Raw genomic sequence first — 22,862 nt, forward strand, 5'->3', positions numbered from 1 at the left:
TGCCCACCCTGCGCACCGTGCACGCCATCTCGGACCTGCTCGCGCTGAGGAGCGCCGCATGAGGAGTCCCGTATGAGCAAGCGGCAACCGAAGACCTACGCCCGACTGACCCATCCCCTCGTCCGGGACTCCCGCGACGAGCCGCTGCGGCGGGCCACCTGGGACGAGGCCCTGGACCGGGTCGCGCGGGGCCTGCAGCGCAACCGAGGCGCGTTCGGCATGTTCGCCTGCGCCCGCGCGACCAACGAGATGAACTACGTGGCGCAGAAGTTCGCGCGGGTCGTCATGGGCACCAACAACGTCGACTCCTGCAACCGCACCTGCCACGCACCGAGCGTCGCCGGCCTCTCGGCGGCGTTCGGCTCGGGCGGCGGAACCTCCTCCTACGAGGAGATCGAGCACACGGACGTCATCGTGATGTGGGGCTCCAACGCCCGCTTCGCGCACCCGATCTTCTTCCAGCACGTGCTCAAGGGGATCAGGAACGGCGCCCGGATGTACGCCGTCGACCCGCGCCGCACCTCCACCGCCGAGTGGGCGGAGAGCTGGCTCGGCCTCAACGTCGGCACCGACATCCCGATGGCGCACGCCATCGCCCGCGAGATCATCCACGCGGGCCTGGCCAACGAGGCGTTCATCGAGCGGGCCACCACCGGCTACGAGGAGTACAGGAAGCTCGTCGAACCGTGGACGCTGTCCCTCGCCGAGAAGGTGACGGGCGTACCGGCCAAGGCCATCAAGGAGCTGGCGCACGCCTACGCCCGCGCCGAGCGCGCCCAGTTGTGCTGGACCCTCGGCATCACCGAGCACCACAACGGCACGGACAACGTCCGCGCGCTGATCAACCTCTCCCTGCTGACCGGTCAAGTGGGGCGCTACGGCGCCGGGTTGCAGCCCCTGCGCGGCCAGAACAACGTGCAGGGCGGCGGCGACATGGGCGCGATCCCCAACCGCCTGCCCGGCTTCCAGGACATCCTCGACCCCGACACCCGGCTGAAGTTCGAGTCGGCCTGGGACACCGTCATCCCGCCCCACTACGGGCTGAACCTGACGGAGATGTTCGAGGCCATGGAGGACGGCTCGGTGCGGGGGGTCTACTGCATCGGCGAGAACCCGGCGCAGTCGGAGGCCGACAGCGAGCAGGCGGTACGCCGGATGCGGCAGCTCGACTTCCTCGTCGTCCAGGACATCTTCCTCACGAAGACGGCCGAGCTCGCCGACGTCGTGCTGCCCGCGACCGCGGGCTGGGCGGAGACCGACGGCACCACCACCAGCAGCGAGCGGCGGGTGCAGCGGGTGCGCAAGGCGGTCGACCCGCCCGGCGAGGCCCGCGAGGACGTCGACATCATGTGCGAGATCGCCGCACGTCTTGGCCACGACTGGAAGTACGCCGACTCCGAGGCCGTCTGGAACGAGCTCAGGTCCGTCTCCCCCGACCACTACGGCATGACGTACGACCGGCTGGAGGAACATCAGGGCATCCAGTGGCCCTGCCCGAGCACCGACGCGCTCGAACCGACCTATCTGCACGGCAGGTTGTGGGAGAAGGACCCGCAACGGCGGGGAGCGGCGGCGCCGTTCGGGCTCGTCCAGCACGATCCGCCCGTCGACCTCACGGACGAGGAGTACCCGCTCCGGCTGACCACCGGCCGGCGTCTGGACTCCTACAACACCGGTGTGCAGAGCGGCGGTTTCGCCTCCCCGCTGCGGCGCGGCGAGTACGTCGAGCTGAGCCCCGAGGACGCCGAGCGGTACGGGGTCGTGGTGGGCGAGGAGGTCCAGGTCTCCTCCCGGCGGGGCGCGGTCGTGGCCCCGGTGTGGGTCGATCCGGCGCTGCGGCCCGGACTGGCCTTCATGACCATGCACTTCCCCGACGAGGTGGACACCAACAGCCTGACGATCGAGGCGAACTGCCCGATCGCCGGCACGGCGGAGTTCAAGGCGTCGGCCATCCGGATCGAGAAGCTTCCCGTCGCGACCATCGTGAGGTGACCTGGTGGATCTGCACTTCGGCGACAGCAAGCCGACGGACGAGGAGCGGGCGGCGGTGGACGCACTGCTCGGCCCTCCGGAGTCCTCCTGGGAGGGCGCCGACCGGTCCGACGCCGACCTCAGGTGGGCGCGTGGCGGCCGCGAGGCCCGGGACCGGCGCGACCTGCTGCTGCCGGGGCTGCACGCGATCAACGACCGGGTCGGCTGGATCAGCGAGGGCGCCCTCGACTACCTGTGCCGGCGGCTGACCGTGCCGCCGGCGGAGGCGTACGGCGTGGCCACCTTCTACGCCATGTTCGCGGTGCGGCCGCGCCCGGCCACCGTCCTGCACGTGTGCACCGACCTCGCGTGCGCGGCGGCCGGCGCGTCCGAGCTGTGCGAGGGCGTGCAGGCCCGGCTGGGCCCCGGCAGCGGCGTCCACGTCGAGCGCAGCCCCTGCCTCGGCCTGTGCGAGCGGGCTCCGGCGGCGCTCGCGATCAAGGCCGGGGACCCGGTGCGTACGGCGGTGGCGGCGCCCGCGACGGTCCACGCGGCCGTGCTGGCCGCGAGCTCCCCGGACTCGGCGCCCGAGGAACCCCCGGCGGCGATGGCGGTGCCCCAGGCCAAAAGCCCCGGGCTGACCCTGCTCGGCCGCGTCGGCGTCGTGGACCCGTCGTCGCTGGACGACTACCGCTCCCACGGCGGCTACACCGCCCTGCGCCGGGCCTTCGAGCTCGGTCCCGCCGGAGTCATCCGCGAGGTCACCGACTCCGGCCTGGTCGGGCGCGGCGGCGCCGCCTTCCCCACCGGCCGCAAGTGGCAGGCCACGGCGTCGCAGCCCGACCACCCCCACTACCTGGTGTGCAACGCCGACGAGTCGGAGCCGGGCACCTTCAAGGACCGCGTGATCATGGAGGGTGACCCGTACGCGCTGGTCGAGGCGATGACGATCGCCGCGTACGCGACCGGCGCGCACCAGGGCCACCTGTACCTGCGCGGCGAGTACCCGCGCGCCCTGCGCCGTCTGGAGCACGCGATCGCGCAGGCACGCGCACGGGGCTTCCTCGGCGACGACGTCCTCGGCCAGGGCTACGCCTTCGACATCGAGATCCGGCGCGGCGCGGGCGCCTACATCTGCGGCGAGGAGACGGCCCTGTTCAACTCCATCGAGGGCTACCGGGGCGAACCGCGCTCCAAGCCGCCCTTCCCGGTGGAGAAGGGCCTGTTCGGCAAGCCCACGGTCGAGAACAACGTCGAGACGCTGGTCAACGTCCTGCCGATCCTGACCATGGGCGCGCCGGCCTACGCGGCGATCGGCACGGAGAAGTCAACCGGCCCGAAGCTGTACTGCGTCTCGGGCAGCGTGGACCGGCCCGGCATCTACGAGCTGCCGTTCGGCGCCACGCTGGGTGAGCTGCTGGACCTCGCCGGGGTGCGCCCAGGGCTGCGGGCGGTGCTCCTGGGCGGGGCCGCCGGCGGCTTCGTACGCGCCGACGAACGGGACATCCCGCTCACCTTCGAAGGCACCCGCGAGGCGGGCACCACGCTCGGCTCGGGCGTGGTGCTGGCCTTCGACGACACCGTCCCGCTGCCCCGGCTGCTGCTGCGCATCGCGGAGTTCTTCCGCGACGAGTCCTGCGGGCAGTGCGTGCCCTGCCGGGTCGGGACCGTGCGCCAGGAGGAGGCGCTGCACCGGATCGTGGAGCGCACGGGCGCGGCCGCGGCCGGCGACATCGCCCTGCTCCGGGAGGTCGGCCGCGCGATGCGCGACGCCTCGATCTGCGGTCTGGGGCAGACCGCGTGGAACGCCGTGGAATCCGCCATCGACCGTCTGGGGGCGTACGAATGACCGTGACACCGCTGGGGATCCCGCGCCGGCTGCTGGAGTTCACCATCGACGGGGAGCCGGTCCGCGCTCCCGAGGGCTCGACGATCCTGGACGCCTGCCGGGCCTCCGGGAAGGACATCCCGACCCTGTGCGAGGGCGACACGCTGCGGCCCAAGAACGCCTGCCGCGTCTGCGTGGTCGAGGTGGAGGGCTCCCGGACCCTGGTGCCGGCCTGCTCCCGGCGGGCCGAGCCCGGCATGGAGGTGCGGACCGGCACCGAGCGGGCCCGCCACAGCCGCAAGATCGTCCTCGAACTCCTCGCCTCCTCGGTCGACTTGTCGACGACTCCACAAGTCGCCGAATGGATCAAGGAGTACGAGGCGAAGCCGGACCGCTTCGGCCCGGACGCGGCCCGCCTGAACGAGGAGCCGAAGATCGACAACGATCTGTACGTACGCGACTACGACAAGTGCATCCTCTGCTACAAGTGCGTGGACGCCTGCGGCGACCAGTGGCAGAACACCTTCGCGATCTCCGTCGCCGGCCGCGGCTTCGACGCCCGGATCGCGGTCGAGCAGGACGCCCCGCTGACCGACTCGGCGTGCGTGTACTGCGGCAACTGCATCGAGGTCTGCCCCACGGGGGCGCTGTCGTTCAAGTCGGAGTTCGACATGCGCGCGGCGGGTACGTGGGACGAGTCGGCGCAGACGGAGACGACGACGATCTGCGCGTACTGCGGAGTGGGCTGCAACCTCACCCTGCACGTGCAGGACAATGAGATCGTGAAGGTCACCTCGCCGCACGACAACCCGGTGACCCACGGCAACCTCTGCATCAAGGGCCGCTTCGGCTACCAGCACGTACAGAACCGGGACTGAGACACGACATGGGACGAGTCACGGAACGACGCAAGGTGATCCGCATCCGGGACGGGGCGATCTCCACCCGCCCGGACACGCTCGTCGCCGAGGAACCGCTGGAGATCAGACTGAACGGCAAGCCGCTCGCGATCACCATGCGCACCCCGGGCGACGACTTCGCCCTGGCCGCGGGCTTCCTGGTGAGCGAGGGCGTGCTGGCCGAGCAGGAGGACCTGCAGAACATCGTGTACTGCGCGGGCGCCACGGTGGACGGCTCGAACACGTACAACGTGGTCGACGTGAAGACGACCCCGGGCGTGGCGATCCCCGACATCACGCTCGAGCGGAACGTCTACACGACCTCGTCCTGCGGCCTGTGCGGCAAGGCGAGCCTGGACGCGGTCCGTACGACGGCCCGCTGGCCGATCGAGGACACTCCCCCGGTCCGCGTCGAGCCCGAGCTGCTCGCGAGCCTCCCCGACCGGCTGCGGGCGGCCCAGCGGGTCTTCGACCGGACCGGGGGCCTGCATGCGGCGGCCCTGTTCTCCGAGGACGGCGAGCTGCTGGACGTACGGGAGGACGTGGGCCGGCACAACGCGGTCGACAAGCTGGTGGGCCGCGCCCTGCAGAGCGGGGACCTGCCGCTGTCCCGGGCGATCCTGCTGGTCTCCGGCCGGGCCTCCTTCGAACTGGCCCAGAAGGCCGTGATGGCCGGGATCCCGGTCCTGGCGGCCGTCTCGGCACCGTCCTCGCTGGCCGTCGACCTGGCCGCGGAGACCGGGCTGACCCTGGTGGGATTCCTGCGGGGCAGCTCCATGAACGTGTACGCGGGCGAGGACCGCATCGCCCTGCGGACCGCGGCCGCCCAGGCGTGACCGCCTCTCCGCGACACGGCGGCGGGGCCCCGACCGGCGGGGAGCGCCCCCTGCGCCGCAGGGGCCCCGCCTCAGACCAGGGAGCGCGCCGCCTGCGCGAACGCCGCGACCAGCGGTGAGCGGCGGCTCGTCTCCCAGGCCAGGAAGACCTGGTCGGGCTCGGCGTCCGGCACGGGCACGTAGGTGATGTCGGGGCGGGAGTACTGCTCGGCGATCGACACCGGTACGAGCGTGATGCCCGTGCCCGCCGCCACACGCTCGAACTTCTCCTCGACGGTGCGGATCGGCACGTCGTCGGGGCCGGGGTCGGCGTAGCGCAGCCACGCCTCGCCGTCCAGGTCGGCCAGGGCCAGCTCCTGCTTGCCGGCCAGCCGGTGGTCGCCGGGCAGCATCGCCACCCGCGCCTCGGTGAACAGCGGCAGCAGCCTCAGGCCGCGCTCGTCGATCGGCCTGCGCACGTACGCCAGGTCGACGGTCCCGTCGAGGATCAGCCGCTCCTGGTCGTCCCACTCGACGCGGCGGGCCTGGACGTCGACGTCCGGATGGGCGGCGCCGAACGCGCGCAGCGCGGGCGTGACGACGACTCCCGCGCGAAAGCCCACCACGAGCCTGCGCGGGCCCCGGGCGGTCCGCCGCACCCGGCGCCGGGCCGCGTCGGCGGCGGCGAGCAACGGGTGGGCGTCGTCCAGGAGTTGGTGTCCGGCGGCGGTCAACGTCACGCCGTGGCTGTCGCGTTCGAGGAGCGCGGCGCCGAGGTCCTTCTCCAGTGCCTTGATCTGCCGGCTCAGCACGGGCTGCGCGATGTGCAGCCGCTCGGCCGCCCGGCCGAAGTGCAGCAGCTCGGCGACCGCCACGAAGTAGCGCACTTTCCGCAGGTCGAGGTCCATGGGCGCCCTCCTTCGGCGATGCCCTCAGGGTATCGCCACCGCCGAAAGAGGTCTTGGACGGCGGGGCGCCGGCGAACGCAGGCTGGATGACGCCAAGCAATCGCGTGAGGAGAACGGCATGAGCCTGCGAGGACAGCGGATCGTCGTCATCGGCGGCACGGCGGGGATCGGACGGGCGGTGGCGGAGGGCGCCGCCGCGGAGGGTGCGGAGGTGGTGGTCGCCTCGCGCCGGCAGGAGAGCGTGGACGCGGCGCTGAAGCGGCTGCCGGAGGGTGCCGAGGGGTACGTCCTGGACGCGACCGACGAGGAGGCCGTACGCGCCTTCTTCGCCCGGGTCGGCGGTTTCGACCACCTCGTCTACACGGCCGGCGAGTCCCTGCTGATGGAGAGCCTCGCCGCGTCCGATCTCGGGCGCGCCCGGCGCTTCCTGGACACCCGCCTGTGGGGCGCCTACACGGCCGTCAAGCACGGCGCCCCGTCGATCCGGCACGGCGGCTCGGTGGTGCTGACGACCGGCACGGCGGGGCGCCGCCCGCTGCCGGGCACGACCGTCGGGGCGAGCCTGTGCGGCGCGATGGAGTCGCTCACCCGCGCCCTGGCCCTGGAACTCGCCCCGGTCAGGGTCAACGTCGTCTCCCCCGGCGTGATCCGCACCGAGCTGTGGCGCGACCTGTCCGAAGCGGATCGCGAGGGCCTGTACGCGTCCACCGCGGGCTCCCTCCCGGTGGGCCGGGTCGGCGAACCGGCCGACGTCGCCGAGGCATACCTGTACCTGATGCGCGGCGGCTACAGCACGGGCTCGGTAGTGACGGTGGACGGCGGCGGAACCCTGGTCTGAGACGGAGACGTCTACGGCGGACGCGTCTACGGCAGGCTGGTCTCCGGCGGACGCTCTACGGCAGGCTCGTCTACGGCGGGCGCGTGCGCGCCGGGCGTCCGAAGCCGGCGCCTCCGAGACCGACGCCGGGTCCGCGCGCCGCGCCCGTGCCTCACCCCACGAACCGCACCTCCCCGGCCGCGACCACCGTCCCCAGCCGCGGAAAGTCCAGCCGCACCGACGCGTCGATGACACCGAACACGAAGGTGGTGACGGTGGAGTCCGGCACGACTCCGGTCTGAGGCGGGCTAGTCTGCGGCGGGCGCGTCCGAAGCCGGCGCCTTCGACGCGGGCGCCTCCGAGACCGACGCCGGGTCCGCGCGCCGCGCCCGTGCCTCACCCCACGAACCGCACCTCCCCGGCCGCGACCACCGTCCCCAGCCGCGGAAAGTCCAGCCGCACCGACGCGTCGTGCTCGGCCGCGGTGAACGCCGACATGGCGTCCTCGACGAAGACCAGGTCGTAGCCGAGGTCGCCGGCGGCGCGGGCGGTGGACTCCACGCCGAGGTTGGTGGCGATGCCGCCGAACACCAGGGTGCGTACGCCGTGTTCGCGCAGCCGCTCGTGCAGGTCGGTGCCCTGGAAGCCGCCGATGGTCCGCTTGACGATCTCCAGATCGCCGTCCCGGGCCAGTCCGGCGACCAGCCCGCTGCCGGGCGGCTGCTCGGCGACGCCGGTGCGTTCCACGCGGATCAGCACGACGGGCGCGCCCACGGCACGGAACGCGGCCGCCAACTCCTGGGCGACGGAGAGGACTTCGGTCCCCTTGTGGGGCTCCAGCGGCAGCGCGACGATCCGGTCCATCAGATCGACGAGGACCAGGGCGGTGCGCGCGGGGTCGAGGGCGAGAGGTGCGGTCATGACGGAACGTTATCCGCCGTCAGCCCTCCGTGCCCGAGATCCGGATCAACAAGGCCGTGAACTGGTCACGTTCGGCCGCCGAGAGCGGAGCGAGCAGCTCGTCGTTGGCCGCGCGCGCCGCCCGCTCGCAGCGTTTCAGCAGCCGCGCCCCCTCCCCGGTGAGGGACACCGCGTTCTTGCGGCGGTCCCTGGGGTCCGGCTCGCGCACGACCAGCCCGGCGCCCTGGAGGTCGTTGAGGACGCCGACCAGGTCCTTGGGGTCGAGCCGCACACCGCGGCCGAGGTCGGCCTGGGCGACGGGCGCGAGGTCGCGGACGGCGGAGAGCACCACGTGGTGCCACATCTTCAGCCCCTCGGCCGCGAGCGCCTCGGCCACCAGGGCCCGGCCGCGGGCGGCGGCACGGCCGAGCAGCCAGCTGGGCAGGGAGCGGATAGCGGCGAGGGGGGCTTCGGAGGCGGGCGCTGCGGACCGGGGCGTTTCGGGCATGGCGACAGCGTAGCGAGAAGTCGTTGGACTTCCCAATGAACGATGGATATCGTTGGGCCTCCCAACGATCCCGTCGGGAGTCCCAACGCGTCCCGACGCCCCGTGGAGGTGCCATGCGCCGCGTCCGCTACGAAGCCCCGGGCGGCCCCCTGTTCCTCGAGGACGTCCCCGTCCCCGAACCCGCCCCCGGCGAACTCCTCGTCCGCTGCGAGGCGGTGGGCGTCACGCTCCCCGTCGTCCGCAAGGTCACCGAGGCCGCCGAACCCATCGCCCTGGGCGGCGAGATCGCCGGCGAGGTGGTGGCCGTCGGCGAGGGCGTCACCCGCTTCCGGACCGGCGAGTGCGTGACCGGTCTGAGCTTCGGGCACGGCTACGCCGACTTCGCGCCGCTGCACGAGGCCATGGCCTCACCGGTCCCGGACGGCGCCTCGGCCGTGGACGCGGTCGCCCTCGTGCGAAGCGGCCTGGTCGCCCTCGGCGCCCTCACGGCCGCACGTCCCGAGCCGGGCGAGTCCGCGCTGATCACGGCCGCCGCGAGCGGCGTCGGGCACCTCGCCGTGCAGCTGGCGCGCATCCGGGGCGCGGCCCGGGTGGTGGGCGCCGTGTCCGACCCGGACAAGGCCGACTTCGTCCGCTCCCTCGGCGCCGACGAAGTGGTCGCGTACGGCGACGCGGACTGGGGCGAGCCCGTCGGCTACGCCCTCGACGCCGTGGGCGGCGACCTCCTCACCCCGGCGGTCGCCGCGCTCGCGCCCGGCGGACGGCTGGTGGCGTACAGCTCTGGCGGCGGGACCGTCCAGGCGTACGACCTGCTCGTGGGCGCCAAGTCGGTGATCGGCTTCCAGATGGCGCGGATCGCGCGGGACGAGCCGGAGTTGTACGGGCGATGGCGGCAGGAGCTGTGGCGCCTGTTCGCGGAAGGAGCTCTCCGGCCCGCCGTGCACGGCGAGTTCGCACTGGAGGACGCGGCACGGGCACACGCGGTGATCGAGTCGCGCACCAACCGGGGCAAAGTGGTGCTCCGGCCGTGAAATCTGCATCTATGCGTCCACGTGGGCACCCCCACACCACCCATCCGGCGTAGTCCTCCGGCTTCACACACCCCTGCGGCGCGCGGCTCGTTACTTGTCGATGAGTTATGCGACTTGTGGATGAATTACGCGGGCCGCGCCCGATGCGGCCCGTCGTCCAAGTGGGAGGCAATGACTTGGATGCCGGCACCACCCTGCTCGGCTCGTTACTGGCGGCCGCGGGCGTGCTGGGCGCCGCCGCCGTGGCCTATCTCGGCAAACGTGGGGAGAACGCGCTCAGCGGCTACTCCAGCCTGACGGAGAAACTCCAGTCCGAGCGCGACCGTCTCGAACGCCAGGTGGCCGAACGGGAGACGCGCATCAGCGAGTTGTCCTCGCTGCACGCCGCCGATCAGTCGGAGATCGCGCGGCTCAGACTCGACATCCACCGGCTCGGAGGTGCCCCGTGAGGTCCCGTTTCGAGCGGCTGCTCGCCGCACGCTGGCGCAGCGTCTTCCTGGTGTGCGTACTGGTCGCGTTGTCCGGAGTGGCCGTGATCCTCTGGGCGCGCATCGACGCCGGGAACCGCCGCGCCGACCAGATGCAGGCCGAGGCCGACCGCCGCGGCCAGGCCGTGTCCACGCTGGCCCAGGACGTCCGCGCGCTGCGCGCCCAGGTCCGGGCCGGCGGCGGCACCCCGGCGGCACCCGACCCGTCCGAGGCGGTCGACGGCCTGATCGACCGGATCCGGGTGCCCGCACCCCTGCCCGGCGCCCCCGGACAGAAGGGCGACAAGGGCGACCGGGGCGCGGGCGGCGAGCCCGGCGCCTCCGGCTCGACGGGCCCTCGCGGCGAGCCCGGCCCGTCCGGACCGCCCGGACCCGAAGGGCCCGAGGGCCCCAAGGGGCAGGAGGGACCGGAGGGTTCGCCGGGCCCGACGGGTCCGCCCGGCGACCCCGGAGCACCCGGGGCCGACGGCGCCACCGGACCCGCGGGCAGTTCCGGGACCGACGGCACCCGGGGTGTCCAGGGTCCGCAGGGACCCAGGGGCGACACCGGCCCCAAGGGCGACCCGGGGCCGGCCTGCCCGGACGGCTACACCCTCCAGATCCCCGCCGGCGATCCGGACGCCCTCGTCTGCCGCAGGTCGGGCGCGGCGGGCGGGCCGTCGCCGAGTCCCGGGCCCGCGGCCGTGCTTCCCGTCCTGCCGGCCGTGCTGCGCCGCCGCGAGCACACCGATTAGGCGCACGGTTCTTGTGGGGCCCGGGAGACCACAACTAGCCTCGGTGACACGGACGTTGGACGTGGGATGTCCAGATGTCCAGACCTCTGAAGGGCAGGTTCGCACCATGCCGTCACGTCTTCGCTCACGTCTGAGATCCGTCGTCACCGCGGTCGCCGTCCTGCTGGGGGTGGCCGCGCTCCCGAGCCCCGCGCACGCCCAATCCCCCGCCGGGACGCCCGTGTTCGAGCAGCAGATCATCTTCAAGGCCGCCCAGGACCCCGGCTACGCGTGCTTCCGCATACCGGCGATCGTGCGGACCGACGACGGCACGCTGCTGGCCTTCGCCGAGGGCCGCGTCCTCAACTGCGGGGACGCCGCCGACATCGACATCGTCCTCAAGCGCTCCACGGACGGCGGCCGCACCTGGGGCCCGCTCCAGGTCGTCAGCGACGGCGGCGGCGACACACACGGCAACCCGGCGCCGATCGTCGACCGCGGGACCGGCCGCATCCTGCTCGCCGAGACGTACAACACCGGCCGTACGGACAGCGCCAGTTGCTCGGTCCCGTGCGACCGCACCCCGCATCTGCAGTACAGCGACGACGACGGTGTCACCTGGTCCGCGCCGCGCGACCTCAGCTCCGAGATCCTGCCCGCCGACTGGAACTCCTGGTACGCCACCGGCCCCGTGCACGGCATCCAGCTCACCCGCGGCGAACACGCAGGCCGGCTGGTCTTCGGCGTCAACACCGAGACGTGGAACGGCAGTCGGGTCACCGCCAACCACGCGGCCCTGATCGTCAGCGACGACGGCGGCGACCACTGGCGGATCGGCGCCACCGACTCCTGGCCGATCGCCGACGACGGCACCTTCCGGCAGAAGCCGTCCGAGACGACGCTCACCGAGCGCACCGACGGCTCGATCCTGGTCAGCGGCCGTGAGACGGACGGGACCGACCTGGGCCACCGCACCCAGGCGGTCAGCCGCGACGGCGGCGACAGCTTCACGGCGCCCTTCCGCGACCTCCCGGACCTCTACGCGCCCCAGGTGCAGGGGTCGATGCTCCGCCTCGGCGACCGCATCCTGCTGGCCTGCCCCGGCGACCCCGACCGCCGCCGGACCATGATGATCCGCTCCTCCTACGACGGCGGCCGCACCTGGGACAGCGTGGACCGCGGCACGGTCGTCACCACGGACTGGTCGGGCTACTCGGACATGGCGCGCATCGGCCGGGACACGGTGGGGCTGATGTACGAGGGCGGCGCCGTCGACGCGCGGGACGAGATCCGCTTCGCGCGCTTCGACGAGGACTGGCTGCGGCCGCGCCGCGGCCCGGACCCCACCACCGCCGACCTCGCCCGGCACGCGCGTCCCGCGGCCGTGCTCGGCGGCGCCGCGACGACGGACGGCGTGTTCGGGCAGGCGCTGGAGTTCGACGGTGCCGACGACGCCGTACGCCTGCCGTATCGCGACGAACTCCCGCTGGGAACGAAGGACTTCACCGTGTCGCTGTGGTTCCGCTACATCGCCACGACCGGTGAGCAGCCGCTGCTGTGGATGGGCGGGATCGGCACCACGCAGCCGCAGGTGTGGCTGCGCGGCGAGCCCGCGAGCAACCGCATCCAGGGCCTGATCACCGTGCGCGACGGCGCGGCGGCCCCGCGGTCTGCGTCCGTGCGCACAGACGGTGCCTACAACGACGGGCAGTGGCACCGTCTGACGCTGCGCCGCGGCGGCGGGCGGCTGACCCTGGCGGTCGACGGCGTGCAGACCTCGACCGCGGACGTACCGGGGTCGGTCAGCCGCAACTCGCCGTTCGGCGTGCACATCGGGCAGCGCATGGACAGCCGGGCGTTCTTCACCGGCGCGATCGACGAGGTCCATGTGTGGGACCGGGCCCTGAGCGACGAGGAGCTCGCCGGCCGCGCCGCCTCGCCGAAGGACACCGTGCTGTGGCTGCCCATGGACCGGGTGAGCGGCAGCCACTAACGTCCCGTGCGTGCCCGAGGACGCACGAGCACGACAGCGGACGGGAACCGGGCTCGGCCTGCTGCTGGCCCTGGTTCTCGGGGCCGTGCTGCTCACCGCCCTCCCGGACCACCGGGGCCGGGAGGGCGGCGGCTGCGCGCCGCACAAGGTCGCCTCGTGGTCGGCCGACCGCCGGCTCACCGGCGAGTTCGCCCGCTACGGCGACGACGCCACCCGCACCGACGACTGGACCGGCGGCGACGGCACCCACTCGGTGCGGCTGCCCGACGGCCGGGTGCTGTGGCTGTTCTCGGACACCTATCTCGGCCGGGTGCACGGCCCGCCCAACCCCGTCGGCGAGTCGTACGCCTGGCGGGACCGGACGGCACCGCTGGTGCGCAACTCGGCCGTGGTGATGGACGCCGGGGACCGGCTGAGGACCACGCTGCCCGCCCCGCTCTTCCCGGACCCCGCTCCGGAGCAGTGGCGCTGGCCCGTCGCCGCCCGCGTCGAGCCCCGCTCCCCCGGCTCCGCCGAGAAGGTCGTACGGGTGCTGCTGTGGGTGCGGACGGCGGGCCAGTCGCCGTGGATCTACGGGGTGCCCACCGCCACCGAGGTCGCGACCCTGTCGCTGCCCGGCCTGCGGGTCGAGTCGGTGGTGAAGGTGCTCGACCAGAGCCTGGTCCCCGATCCCTCCCGGCGGGTCCTGTTCGGCACCACGCTGGTCGGGAAGGACGGCTGGACGTACGTGTTCGGCGGCGACGACGGCCAGGCCGCGTCCCGGCCGGCCTCGTCGGCGTACGTGGCGCGGGTGCCCGACGGGCGGCTCGGGGACCCGGCGGCATGGCGGTACTGGACCGGCTCCGGCTGGGGCCTGAGACCGCGGCCCCTGCGCGGCGCGAAGGTGGGCAGCGCCTTCTCGGTGGCACATGTGGACGGCACGTACGTGCTGTTCACCATGGCCTCGGGGACGGCGGCCCTGACCACCGTGACCTCGTACTGGTCCTGCTCCCCCGCCGGGCCGTGGCACGGCCCGGTGAAGGACTTCAGCCCCTCGCTGCCGACGGCGGGGGTCGCCGCGTACAACCCGCAGGTCCACCCCGCTGTATCCGACAGCGCCTCCGGCGCGGGCGGCGAGGGGCGGCTGGTGCTCAGCTACGACGTCAACGCGCTGGCCACGACCGGCGCCTCGGCGAGCATCAATGCGAACGTGACCCTGTACCGACCGCGGTTCGTGACGGTCCGGCTGACGCGCGGGGGCTGACCGGCGCGGGCCTGCCGCCCGTGTCGCCCGTGTCGTCCGCGTCGTGCGCACGGCGCTTGGCGATCACCGCGCACACCATCAGCTGCATCTGGTGGAAGAGCATCAGCGGCAGCACGGCGAGCGAGGCGTGGGCGCCGAACAGGACGCTCGCCATGGGCAGTCCGGAGGCCAGGGACTTCTTGGAGCCGGCGAACTGGATGGCGATGCGGTCCTCGCGGCCGAAGCGCAGCGCCTTCGCGCCGTACCAGGTCAGGGCCAGCATCACGGCGAGCAGCACGGCCTCCACGACCAGCAGGCCGCCGAGCCGGACCGGGCTGACCTGGTGCCAGATGCCCTTGACCATGCCCTCGCTGAACGCGGTGTAGACGACGAGCAGGATGGAGCCGCGGTCGACCAGGCCGAGGACCTTCTTGTGGCGGGCGATGAAGCCGCCGATCCACGGGCGCAGCACCTGCCCCGCGACGAACGGCACCAGCAGCTGGAGCACGATCTGCACCAGCGAGTCGGCGGAGAACCCGCCCGCGCTGCTGCCGAGCACCGCGGCCGCGAGGAGCGGTGTGACGACGATGCCGACGAGGGAGGAGAAGGAGCCCGCGCAGATCGCCGCGGGCACGTTGCCGCGGGCGATCGAGGTGAACGCGATCGACGACTGGATGGTCGACGGCACGAGCGTGAGGAAGAGCAGGCCCTGGTAGAGCGGCTGGGTCAGCAGGACCGGGACGAGGCCGCGGGCGGCCAGGCCCAGCAGCGGGAAGACCAGGAACGTGCAGGCGAGGACCGTGGTGTGCAGCCGCCAGTGCTTGAGCCCGTCCAGCGCCTCACGGGTGGACAGCCGGGCGCCGTACAGGAAGAAGAGGAACGCGATCGCGGCCGTGGAGGCGCCCGAGGCGACGTCCGCCCCCGTCCCGCGCGCCGGCAGCCGGGCCGCGAGCCCCACCGTCCCGAGCAGCAGCAGGATGTACGGGTCGATCGGCATCCAACTCGGCCATTGCAGGCGTTTCACGGTGCTCCACTTGCTGGTCTGTGTCCTCGGTCCCGGGGCCGGAGGGTCCCCGTCCATCGTCCTCCTCCGGCGGCTGATCGGGAATCCGTCATACCGCTCTGACTGTCATTGCGATTCATGATGACCGGCTACGGTGGTCCTCATGTACGACCCCTCCCACCTGCGCACCTTCCTGGCGGTCGCCCAGACCCTGAGCTTCACGCAGGCCGCCCGGCGGCTCGGGCTGCGCCAGTCGACGGTCAGCCAGCACGTACGGCGGCTCGAGGACGCCACCGGGCGCCAGCTGTTCTCCCGCGACACCCACTCCGTGGAGCTCACCGAGGACGGCGAGGCGATGCTCGGGTTCGCCCGGCGCATCCTCGAGGTGCAGGAGCAGGCGGCGGCGTTCTTCACGGGTACCCGGCTGCGCGGCCGGCTGCGCTTCGGCGCCTCGGAGGACTTCGTGCTGACCCGCCTGCCGGAGATCCTGGAGGGCTTCCGCTACGACCACCCCGAGGTGGACCTGGAGCTGACGGTCGAGCTGTCGGGCACGCTCCACGAGCAGCTGGCGGCAGGGAAGCTCGACCTGGTGCTGGCCAAGCGGCGGCCCGAGGACCGGCGCGGCGATCTGGTCTGGCACGACGAGCTGGTGTGGATCGGCGCGGATCGGCTGCGGCTGGAGGCGGACCGCCCGGTGCCGCTGATCGTCTTCCCGCCGCCCGGCATCACGCGGGCGGTCGCCCTGGAGTCCCTGGAGCGCGAGGGCCGGCCCTGGCGCATCGCCTGCACCAGCGGCAGCCTCAGCGCGTTGATCGCGGCGGCCCGCGCGGGCCTCGGCGTCATGGCCCACTCCCGCGGCCTGATCCCGCCGGGCCTGGTCCGCCTGCCCGACCGCCTGGGCCTGCCCGAACTCGGCCGCGTCGACTTCGTCCTGGTCCACGGCCACCGCCACAGCACGGCCCAGGAGGCGGCGGACGCCCTGGCGGCGACGATCCTGGCGGGCGGCGACAGGTTGCAGCGCAGACGCAGCGGTTAGCGGGGCCGGGGCCGGTACGTCAGCTGCTTCACCCGCCGCAGGAAGGGTGTGGCCTCCACGTGCTGGACGCCCTCCAGCCGGCCGAGCGGACCGCTGAGGTAGGCGTACAGCTCCGCGGTGCTGCGCAGCACCGCCGTCGCGGTGAGGTTGGTCGGGCCCGCGGTGGCGGCCGCATGGGCGATCTGGTCGTGCGTGGCGAGCGCCTCCCCCACGGAGTGCAGCGCCGCGGGGGTCGTGGTGAGCCAGAGCGCCGCGGCCACCGGGTAGCCGATGGCCTCGGAGTGGTACTCGACGTCCAGGTAGACCGCGCCGGAGGCGAGCAGGGTGCCGAGGCGGCGCTTGACGGAGGACTCGGAACGGCCGGTGGCGCGCTGCAGTTCGGGATACGTGGCGCGGCCGTCGCGCTCCAGCACCGCGAGCAGGGGCTCGTCCTCCGGGTCGATGCGGGCGGGGCCCGGGTCGGGCACCGGGTCCGGGGTGAGGGCCTCGATCTGGTCCGGGGTGATCGCCTCGAACTTGTGCAGCCAGCCGCTCGGGCCGCCGTAGAAGCGGTGCAGCAGCTGGTGGGCGCGGATCTCCAGGACGCGCGGGGTGCGCGGCAGCTTGCCGAGCAGCAGGTCGTCGCGGTCGCCCGGGCTGCGCGGCCGGGTGCCGAGGACGATCTCGGTGCCGCCGGAGGCGAGCCCGACCCAGTTGGTGTCGGGCCGCTTGGCGAGCGCCTCCGCGATGGTCTGGGCGCTGTCCGGGACGCAGCGCAGCCGCAGCGTCCACTGGTCCTGCCCGAGGGCGTCGGCGTCCCGGACCGCGACGACCCGCAGGCCGCCCTGCGCGCACAGCCGCCGGTAGCGGCGCGCGACGGTCTGGTCGGAGACGCCGAGCACCGCGGCGAGCCGGCTGAAGGAGGCGCGGCCGTTGATCTCCAGCGCGTTCAGCAGTTGCAGGTCGAGTCGGTCGAGGACGTCGGATTCCATCTCCATCACGGCCACTCCCGTCGGATTCCGTCACCGGTCGGCCCCGTACCACTGTGATCGGCCGCTCGGCGCCCATCGTACGGAGACCTGCGCCGCCGGTGCACCACGCACCGGCGGAGATCGACGAGGAGTTGAGGACATGCGTACATGGGGGACGCTCACGGCCGTGTGCCTGGGCACGTTCATGTTGTTGCTGGACGTGACGATCGCGGTGGTCGCGCTGCCGGACATGGCGAGGTCGCTGGGGGCGTCGCTGAGCGATCTGCAGTGGGTGATGGACGGGTACGCGCTGGCGCTGGCCGCCCTGCTGCTCGGCATAGGAGCCGCGGCGGACATCCTGGGCCGGCGGCGGGTGCACGTCGTGGGTGTGGTGGTGTTCGCGGGCGCCTCGCTGCTGTGCGGCCTCGCGAGCGGGCCGGGGATGCTGGTGGCCTCGCGCGCGGTGCAGGGGCTCGGCGCGGCGGCGATGTTCGCGACCACGCTGCCGCTGCTCGGCTCCGTCTACCAGGGCCGGCGGCGGTCGGTCGCGCTCGGCGTGTGGGGCGCGGTCAGCGGCGCCGCCGCGGCGGTGGGCCCGGTGGTCGGCGGACTGCTGACCGACGGGCCGGGCTGGCGGTGGATCTTCTACGTCAACCTGCCGGTGAGCGTGGTCGCGGTGTGGCTGACGCTGAAGGTCGTGCCGGAGTCGCACGGCTCGCGCGAGCGGCGGGTGGACTGGGCGGGCACGGTGACGTTCGCCGCGTTCGCCGGCGCGCTGACGTACGGGGCGGTGCGGGCCGGGCAGCGCGGCTGGGGCGAGTCGGGCACCCTGCTCACCTTCGCGGCGGCCGTCGTGGCGCTGGTGTGCTTCCTCGCGGTCGAGCGGCGCGGCAGCGACCCGCTGCTGGACCCCCGGCTGTTCCTCAGGCCCGCCTTCTCGGGCGTCATGGTGGGCGCGCTCGCCTTCAACGCGGCGGCGTTCAGCCTCATGGCGTACGACTCGATCTGGCTGCAGACGCTGCTCGGGATGAGCCCGGTGCGCGGCGGGCTGGTCTTCCTGTGGCTGTCGCTGTCGTCGTTCGCGGTGGCGGCGGCCGGCGGCCGGCTGCTGCACGGGGTGCCGGCGCGGATCACCGTCGGCGGCGGGCTGCTGCTGATCGGCACGGGCCAGTTCTGCATGACCGGGCTGGACGCGGGCTCGACGGCGTCCGCGCTGGTGCCGGGGCTGATCCTGGTGGGCGTCGGCACGGGACTGGTCTCGCCCGGCATCGCGGGCGCCGCGCTGGCCGCCGTGCCGCCGGAGCGGTCCGGGATGGCGGGCGGCGCGGTGAATACGTTCCGGCAGCTCGGGTACGCACTCGGCATCGCGGTCTACGGCACGGTGGTGACCTCACGGATGAACGACACACTGCCGCACGGCGCGGCCCACGCCCTGGCGGGCGGCGCGGCGGGCGCGCTGCGGGGCTCCTTCCCCGAGCACACGTTGCGGGCGGCGTTCGCGTCGGGTCTGAGCACCGCGGCGGCGGTGGCCGGGCTGACGGCGACGGTCGCCGGGGCACTGGTCGTGACGCTGGTCCGGACGCCCCGCGGCGACCGAACCGGAGTGACGAATTCCGCCCCGCGTACGCTGACTCAGGAGACGGCCCCACCGCGCCGGTGAGGTCGTTGACCAGCGGTCAAGGGCGGTAGTTCAGTCGTACAGATTCGGTGGAGATTACGGAACCGAAACTTACTCAACCGTCAGTTTTCTGTCCGACCCTTCCGGATGTGAGCGCATTTTCCTGCCGCTGACCTGGCTGAGGCTGAGGGTTGTTCGCTTTTGACCCCCCTCCCGCCCTGTCTCAGGGTGGGGTAGCTTTCACGGCGCTTGCCTAGTACTCGATACAGCGCTGAGGGAGCGGGGAGTGGTTTTGCGCGAGTTCACCAGCCCTGCGTTGACGCTGGCACCGACAGTGGGCGGTCTGGCCGACGTGGTGTTCGAGCGTGCCCAGAAGGACCCGCTGCACATCTCGCTCGGCCGCAAGGACGACGCCGGGCGCTGGCGCGACGTGACGTCGGCCGAGTTCCGGGACGAGGTGATGGCCCTCGCCAAGGGGCTGCTCGCCCGGGGCATCCGGTTCGGCGACCGCGTCGCGCTCATGTCCCGCACCCGCTACGAGTGGACCCTGTTCGACTTCGCCCTGTGGACGATCGGCGCCCAGGTGGTGCCGATCTACCCCACGTCGTCGGCCGAGCAGTGCTTCTGGATGCTCTACGACGCCGAGTGCACGGCCGCGATCGTGGAGCACGAGGACCACGCGATGACGATCGCCACCGTCATCGACCGGCTGCCGCAGCTGCACCAGCTGTGGCAGCTCGACAACGATTGCGTGCAGGAGCTCTACGACGCCGGCGCCCACCTCGACGACGACCTCGTGCACCGCCACCGGCAGGCGATCACCCCGGACTCGGTCGCGACGATCATCTACACCTCGGGCACCACGGGCCGCCCCAAGGGTTGTGTGATCACCCACGGCAGCTTCATGTACGAGTCGGACACCGTCATCGAGCGCTGGGAGCCGGTGTTCCACACCAAGCGCGGCGACGAGGCGTCGACCCTGCTCTTCCTGCCGCTCGCCCACGTCTTCGGGCGCATGGTGGAGGTCGCCACCATCCGCGGCGGGGTGCGCCTCGGCCACCAGCCGCAGCTGAACGCGTCCGCCCTGCTGCCCGACCTGCAGGCGTTCCGGCCGACGTTCATCCTCGCGGTGCCGTACATCTTCGAGAAGGTCTTCAACGCCTCGCGCCGCAAGGCCGAGAAGGAAGGCAAGTCCGGGCCCTTCGAGAAGGCCGTGGACATCGCCGTGAAGTACGCGGACGCCGTCGAGGCGAAGGCGTGGGGCATCGGGCCCGGGCCCTCCGCGGGACTGCGCATGCAGCACCAGCTCTTCGACAAGCTCGTCTACTCCAAGGTGCGCGCCGCGATGGGCGGCCGGATCCGCAACGCCATGTCGGGCGGCTCCGGCATGGACCGCAGGCTCGGCCTGTTCTTCGCGGGCGCGGGCGTCCAGATCTACGAGGGCTACGGCCTCACCGAGTCGACGGCGGCCGCGACCGCGAACCCGCCCGAGCGCACCCGCTACGGCACCGTCGGCCAGCCCATCCCCGGTGTCACCGTGCACATCGCGGACGACGGCGAGATCTGGCTGCACGGCCCGAACGTCTTCTCCGGCTACCTCAACAACCCGAAGGCCACCGACGAGACCCTGCACGACGGGTGGCTCGGCACCGGCGACCTCGGTTCCCTGGACGAGGACGGCTACCTCACCATCACCGGCCGCAAGAAGGAGATCCTCGTGACCTCCGGCGGCAAGAGCGTCTCGCCCGGCGTGCTGGAGGAGCGGGTCCGCGACCATCCGCTGGTCAACCAGTGCATCGTCGTCGGCAACGACCGCCCCTACATCGCCGCCCTGGTCACGCTCGACCAGGAGGCCGTCGAGCACTGGCTGCAGATGCGCGGCAAGCCGCAGATGGCCCCCGCCCAGCTGGTGCGCGACGCCGACCTGGAGACGGAGGTGCGGCGTGCGGTGGTCGCCGCCAACACCCTCGTCTCGCAGGCCGAGTCGATCCGCACGTTCCGGATACTGGCCCAGCCGTTCACCGAGGAACACGGTCTGCTGACCCCGTCCCTGAAGCTGAAGCGCAAGGCCATCGAGAACGCCTACGCCAACGAGGTCGAGGCCCTGTACCAGGCCTGACGCCCCGTCAGCTGATGTTCACACGGAAGATCTTGTCCGAGCCGTCGGGCTGGTTGCCGTTGTTGTCGCAGTTGGTGGTCGACAGCCACAGCTGGTCGGCGCCCGGCACCTTGGTCACGGTCCGCAGCCGGCCGTAGGTGCCCACGTAGTACGCGGTCGGTGTGCCCACGCTCTCGTTGTCGCCGTTGATCGGGATGCGCCACAGCCGCTCGCCGCGCAGGGATGCCATGTAGACGACGTTGCGCACGATGGCGATGCCGCTGGGCGAGGCCTCGTTGACGTTCCACGTGGCCTTCGGGTTGGTCATGCCGGAGACGCTGCAGCTGCCCTCGCAGGTGGGCCAGCCGTAGTTGGCGCCCGGCTTGATCAGGTTCAGCTCGTCCTTGGAGCTGTTGCCGAACTCCGCCTCCCACAACCGTCCGTTGCGGTCGAAGGCGAGGCCCTGCGGGTTGCGGTGGCCGAGGCTGTAGACGTAATTGCCGAACGGGTTGCCGGGGGCCGGCTTCCCGTCCGTCGTCATGCGCAGGATCTTGCCGTTGAGGGAGTTCTTGTCCTGGGCCAGGTCCGGCGTCTGGGCCTCGCCGGTGGAGACGTACAGATAGCCGTCGGGGCCGAAGGCGAGGCGGCCGCCGTTGTGGTAGCGGTTCTTCTTGATGCCCTGGAGCAGCACCTTGTAGTCGCCGAGCGTCGTCCCGTCGTACGTCATGCGGACCACGCGGTTTCCCTCGGACGCGGTGTGCATGAAGTACACGTAGTGGTCGGTGTCCCACTTGGGGTCGACGGCGACGCCGAGGAGGCCGCCCTCGCCGTTGGTGGTGACGGCGTTCGGGACGGTGCCGACCTGGGTCCTGGTGCCGTCCTTGGTCACCTTCCAGACCCGGAAGTCGTCGCGCTCGGTGACCAGGGCGGTCTTGCCGTCGGGCATCCAGTAGGTGCCCCAGGGGACGGTCCAGCCGCCGGAGAGGGTGGCGATGGAGGACGGGACGCCGCCGTCCGTCGCGCACGCCTTGGTGGTGAAGTTCACCGTGTTGCTCTCGGGCGAGACGTTGCCCGCGGCGTCGCGGGCGACCACGTTCAGCGCGTACGGGCTGTTGCAGGCGAGCCCGGTGAGCGTGGTGGAGGTACCGCCGGTGACGGTCTTGTAGACGGTGCCGCCGCTGCGCACGTCGTAGGCGACGACCGCCCGGTCGTCCGTGGCGGCGCCCCAGGTCAAGCCGGCGCTGTTCGCCGTCACATCGGCCGCGGAGAGCGTGCCCGGCCTGCTCGGCGGGGTGGTGTCGGAGCTCGGCTTGGTGGTGCAGTCGACGACGGGGCTGGCCGCGGAGGTGTTGCCGGCCGCGTCGCGGGCGATGACGGTCAGGTCGTAGGTGGTGTTCGGGGTGAGGCCGGTGAGTGCCTTGCTCGTCGAACCGCCCGGTGCCTCACCGATCTTGTTGCCGTGCTCGTAGAGGTCGTACGCCGCCACGCCCACGTCGTCCGTCGAGGCGCCCCAGGCCAGGGTGAGCCCGTCCTCGCCGATGTCGGAGCAGCTGGGCTGCCCGGGGCGGGTCGGCGCCTGGGTGTCGCCGCCCGCCGTGCCGACGCTGATGCGGTCGAGGTTGGGCCCGCCGTTGTCGGTGGTGGCGGTCGCGCGAACCGTGTTGGAGCCCGCCTTCAAGGGGAGGTCGACGGTCCTGGTGACCCAGGTGTTCCAGTCGGCGGTGGCCGGGAAGGACACGCCGGAGGCGACGACCGTGCCGCCCACGGAGAGGTCCATGGGCCGGTCGACGGCGGTGCCGTTGGCGTACCGGAAGGTCACCGCGGCGGTGCCCGCGGAGGCCGCGCTCACCGTGAACTCCACATAGGAACCAGTGACGTTGGTGTAGTCGACGAAGCCGGTGCCGGTGTACCCGGTGTGGTTGGTGGCCACGGTGCCCTGGGAGATCCGGGCGCTCTCGGCCTGGTAGTCGGTGGCGGCGAGCGCGGTGCCCTGGTTCAGGCCCACGAGGGGCAGAGCGAGGGCCGCGGCGACGCAGTACGGCAGAACTCTGTTCGGATTCATGG

General features: G+C 72.6%; 19 protein-coding genes. 13 read left to right on the forward strand and 6 right to left on the reverse strand.

Annotated features, from left to right (window positions below; translation table 11 throughout):
* Positions 1–72: 72 nt before the first annotated feature.
* From ACFU97_RS24725 to fdhD, 4 genes are read left to right on the forward strand one after another with little or no spacing between them, the layout of a single operon-like run.
* Positions 73–1,992 (forward strand): molybdopterin oxidoreductase family protein, encoded by a 1,920-nt coding sequence (locus ACFU97_RS24725; protein WP_384260235.1) that lies wholly within the window; start codon positions 73–75, stop codon positions 1,990–1,992.
* A gap of 4 nt (positions 1,993–1,996) precedes the next feature.
* Positions 1,997–3,820: an NADH-ubiquinone oxidoreductase-F iron-sulfur binding region domain-containing protein gene (locus ACFU97_RS24730; RefSeq protein WP_384260237.1), complete on the forward strand. Its 1,824-nt coding sequence runs from the start codon at positions 1,997–1,999 to the stop codon at positions 3,818–3,820.
* Positions 3,817–4,677: a 2Fe-2S iron-sulfur cluster-binding protein gene (locus ACFU97_RS24735; RefSeq protein WP_384260240.1), complete on the forward strand. Its 861-nt coding sequence runs from the start codon at positions 3,817–3,819 to the stop codon at positions 4,675–4,677. Before ACFU97_RS24730 ends, ACFU97_RS24735 begins: the two co-directional genes overlap by 4 nt.
* An 8-nt stretch (positions 4,678–4,685) precedes the next feature.
* Positions 4,686–5,534 (forward strand): formate dehydrogenase accessory sulfurtransferase FdhD, encoded by an 849-nt coding sequence (fdhD, locus tag ACFU97_RS24740; protein WP_384260242.1) that lies wholly within the window; start codon positions 4,686–4,688, stop codon positions 5,532–5,534.
* A 71-nt stretch (positions 5,535–5,605) separates the two neighbouring features.
* Here fdhD and ACFU97_RS24745 read toward each other — a convergent pair whose 3' ends face one another.
* The gene (locus tag ACFU97_RS24745) at positions 5,606–6,421 is read right to left on the reverse strand and encodes a LysR family transcriptional regulator (protein WP_384260245.1); all 816 of its coding nucleotides are present in this window, start codon (positions 6,419–6,421) and stop codon (positions 5,606–5,608) included.
* Positions 6,422–6,539: 118 nt separating this feature from the next.
* On the opposite strand from ACFU97_RS24745, the gene ACFU97_RS24750 reads away from it, so the two are divergent.
* A complete protein-coding gene (locus ACFU97_RS24750) occupies positions 6,540–7,259 on the forward strand; it encodes an SDR family oxidoreductase (protein ID WP_384260247.1) in 720 nt (239 codons plus the stop codon).
* Between the two features lie 375 nt (positions 7,260–7,634).
* On the opposite strand, the gene ACFU97_RS24755 is transcribed toward ACFU97_RS24750, so the two are convergent.
* Both ACFU97_RS24755 and ACFU97_RS24760 read right to left on the reverse strand, forming a co-directional pair.
* Positions 7,635–8,159 (reverse strand): isochorismatase family protein, encoded by a 525-nt coding sequence (locus ACFU97_RS24755; RefSeq protein WP_384260249.1) that lies wholly within the window; start codon positions 8,157–8,159, stop codon positions 7,635–7,637.
* 19 nt (positions 8,160–8,178) lie between these two features.
* Positions 8,179–8,646 (reverse strand): MarR family winged helix-turn-helix transcriptional regulator, encoded by a 468-nt coding sequence (locus tag ACFU97_RS24760; protein ID WP_384260252.1) that lies wholly within the window; start codon positions 8,644–8,646, stop codon positions 8,179–8,181.
* 113 nt (positions 8,647–8,759) lie between these two features.
* Between ACFU97_RS24760 and ACFU97_RS24765 the strand changes: the two genes are divergently transcribed.
* The 5 genes from ACFU97_RS24765 to ACFU97_RS24785 all read left to right on the forward strand — a co-directional run bounded on the left by ACFU97_RS24765 (position 8,760) and on the right by ACFU97_RS24785 (position 14,114).
* Positions 8,760–9,677 (forward strand): zinc-binding alcohol dehydrogenase family protein, encoded by a 918-nt coding sequence (locus tag ACFU97_RS24765; RefSeq protein WP_384260253.1) that lies wholly within the window; start codon positions 8,760–8,762, stop codon positions 9,675–9,677.
* A gap of 176 nt (positions 9,678–9,853) precedes the next feature.
* Positions 9,854–10,126: a hypothetical protein gene (locus ACFU97_RS24770; RefSeq protein ID WP_384260255.1), complete on the forward strand. Its 273-nt coding sequence runs from the start codon at positions 9,854–9,856 to the stop codon at positions 10,124–10,126.
* Positions 10,123–10,899, forward strand: coding sequence for a collagen-like protein (locus tag ACFU97_RS24775; RefSeq protein ID WP_384260257.1), 777 nt, complete (start codon positions 10,123–10,125; stop codon positions 10,897–10,899). The genes ACFU97_RS24770 and ACFU97_RS24775 overlap by 4 nt, the downstream gene beginning before the upstream one ends.
* A 106-nt stretch (positions 10,900–11,005) precedes the next feature.
* Complete coding sequence (locus ACFU97_RS24780; RefSeq protein ID WP_384260259.1) at positions 11,006–12,871, forward strand: exo-alpha-sialidase; 1,866 nt, start codon at positions 11,006–11,008, stop codon at positions 12,869–12,871.
* Positions 12,872–12,881: 10 nt separating this feature from the next.
* Positions 12,882–14,114, forward strand: coding sequence for a DUF4185 domain-containing protein (locus ACFU97_RS24785; RefSeq protein WP_384260261.1), 1,233 nt, complete (start codon positions 12,882–12,884; stop codon positions 14,112–14,114).
* Here the strand turns inward: ACFU97_RS24785 and ACFU97_RS24790 are convergent.
* Complete coding sequence (locus ACFU97_RS24790) at positions 14,050–15,090, reverse strand: bile acid:sodium symporter family protein (RefSeq protein ID WP_384260613.1); 1,041 nt, start codon at positions 15,088–15,090, stop codon at positions 14,050–14,052. The two genes, ACFU97_RS24785 and ACFU97_RS24790, sit on opposite strands and share 65 nt — an antisense overlap.
* Positions 15,091–15,259: 169 nt before the next feature.
* Here ACFU97_RS24790 and ACFU97_RS24795 point away from each other — a divergent pair, with 169 nt between their 5' ends.
* The gene (locus ACFU97_RS24795) at positions 15,260–16,132 is read left to right on the forward strand and encodes a LysR substrate-binding domain-containing protein (RefSeq protein WP_384260264.1); all 873 of its coding nucleotides are present in this window, start codon (positions 15,260–15,262) and stop codon (positions 16,130–16,132) included.
* Here the strand turns inward: ACFU97_RS24795 and ACFU97_RS24800 are convergent.
* Positions 16,129–17,109 carry an Lrp/AsnC family transcriptional regulator gene (locus ACFU97_RS24800; protein WP_384260266.1) on the reverse strand — a complete coding sequence of 327 codons (981 nt, stop codon included), beginning with the start codon at positions 17,107–17,109 and terminating at the stop codon, positions 16,129–16,131. The two genes, ACFU97_RS24795 and ACFU97_RS24800, sit on opposite strands and share 4 nt — an antisense overlap.
* Before the next feature lie 133 nt (positions 17,110–17,242).
* Here ACFU97_RS24800 and ACFU97_RS24805 point away from each other — a divergent pair, with 133 nt between their 5' ends.
* Positions 17,243–18,742 (forward strand): MFS transporter, encoded by a 1,500-nt coding sequence (locus tag ACFU97_RS24805; RefSeq protein WP_384260268.1) that lies wholly within the window; start codon positions 17,243–17,245, stop codon positions 18,740–18,742.
* A 250-nt stretch (positions 18,743–18,992) separates the two neighbouring features.
* Entirely contained in the window at positions 18,993–20,819 is a 1,827-nt protein-coding gene (locus tag ACFU97_RS24810) for an AMP-dependent synthetase/ligase (RefSeq protein ID WP_384260616.1), read from the forward strand.
* A 7-nt stretch (positions 20,820–20,826) separates the two neighbouring features.
* On the opposite strand, the gene ACFU97_RS24815 is transcribed toward ACFU97_RS24810, so the two are convergent.
* Entirely contained in the window at positions 20,827–22,860 is a 2,034-nt protein-coding gene (locus ACFU97_RS24815; RefSeq protein WP_384260271.1) for a PQQ-dependent sugar dehydrogenase, read from the reverse strand.
* Between the last annotated feature and the right edge of the window lie 2 nt (positions 22,861–22,862).

This window comes from Streptomyces sp. NPDC057616, assembly GCF_042800575.1.
Lineage (GTDB): Bacteria > Actinomycetota > Actinomycetes > Streptomycetales > Streptomycetaceae > Streptomyces.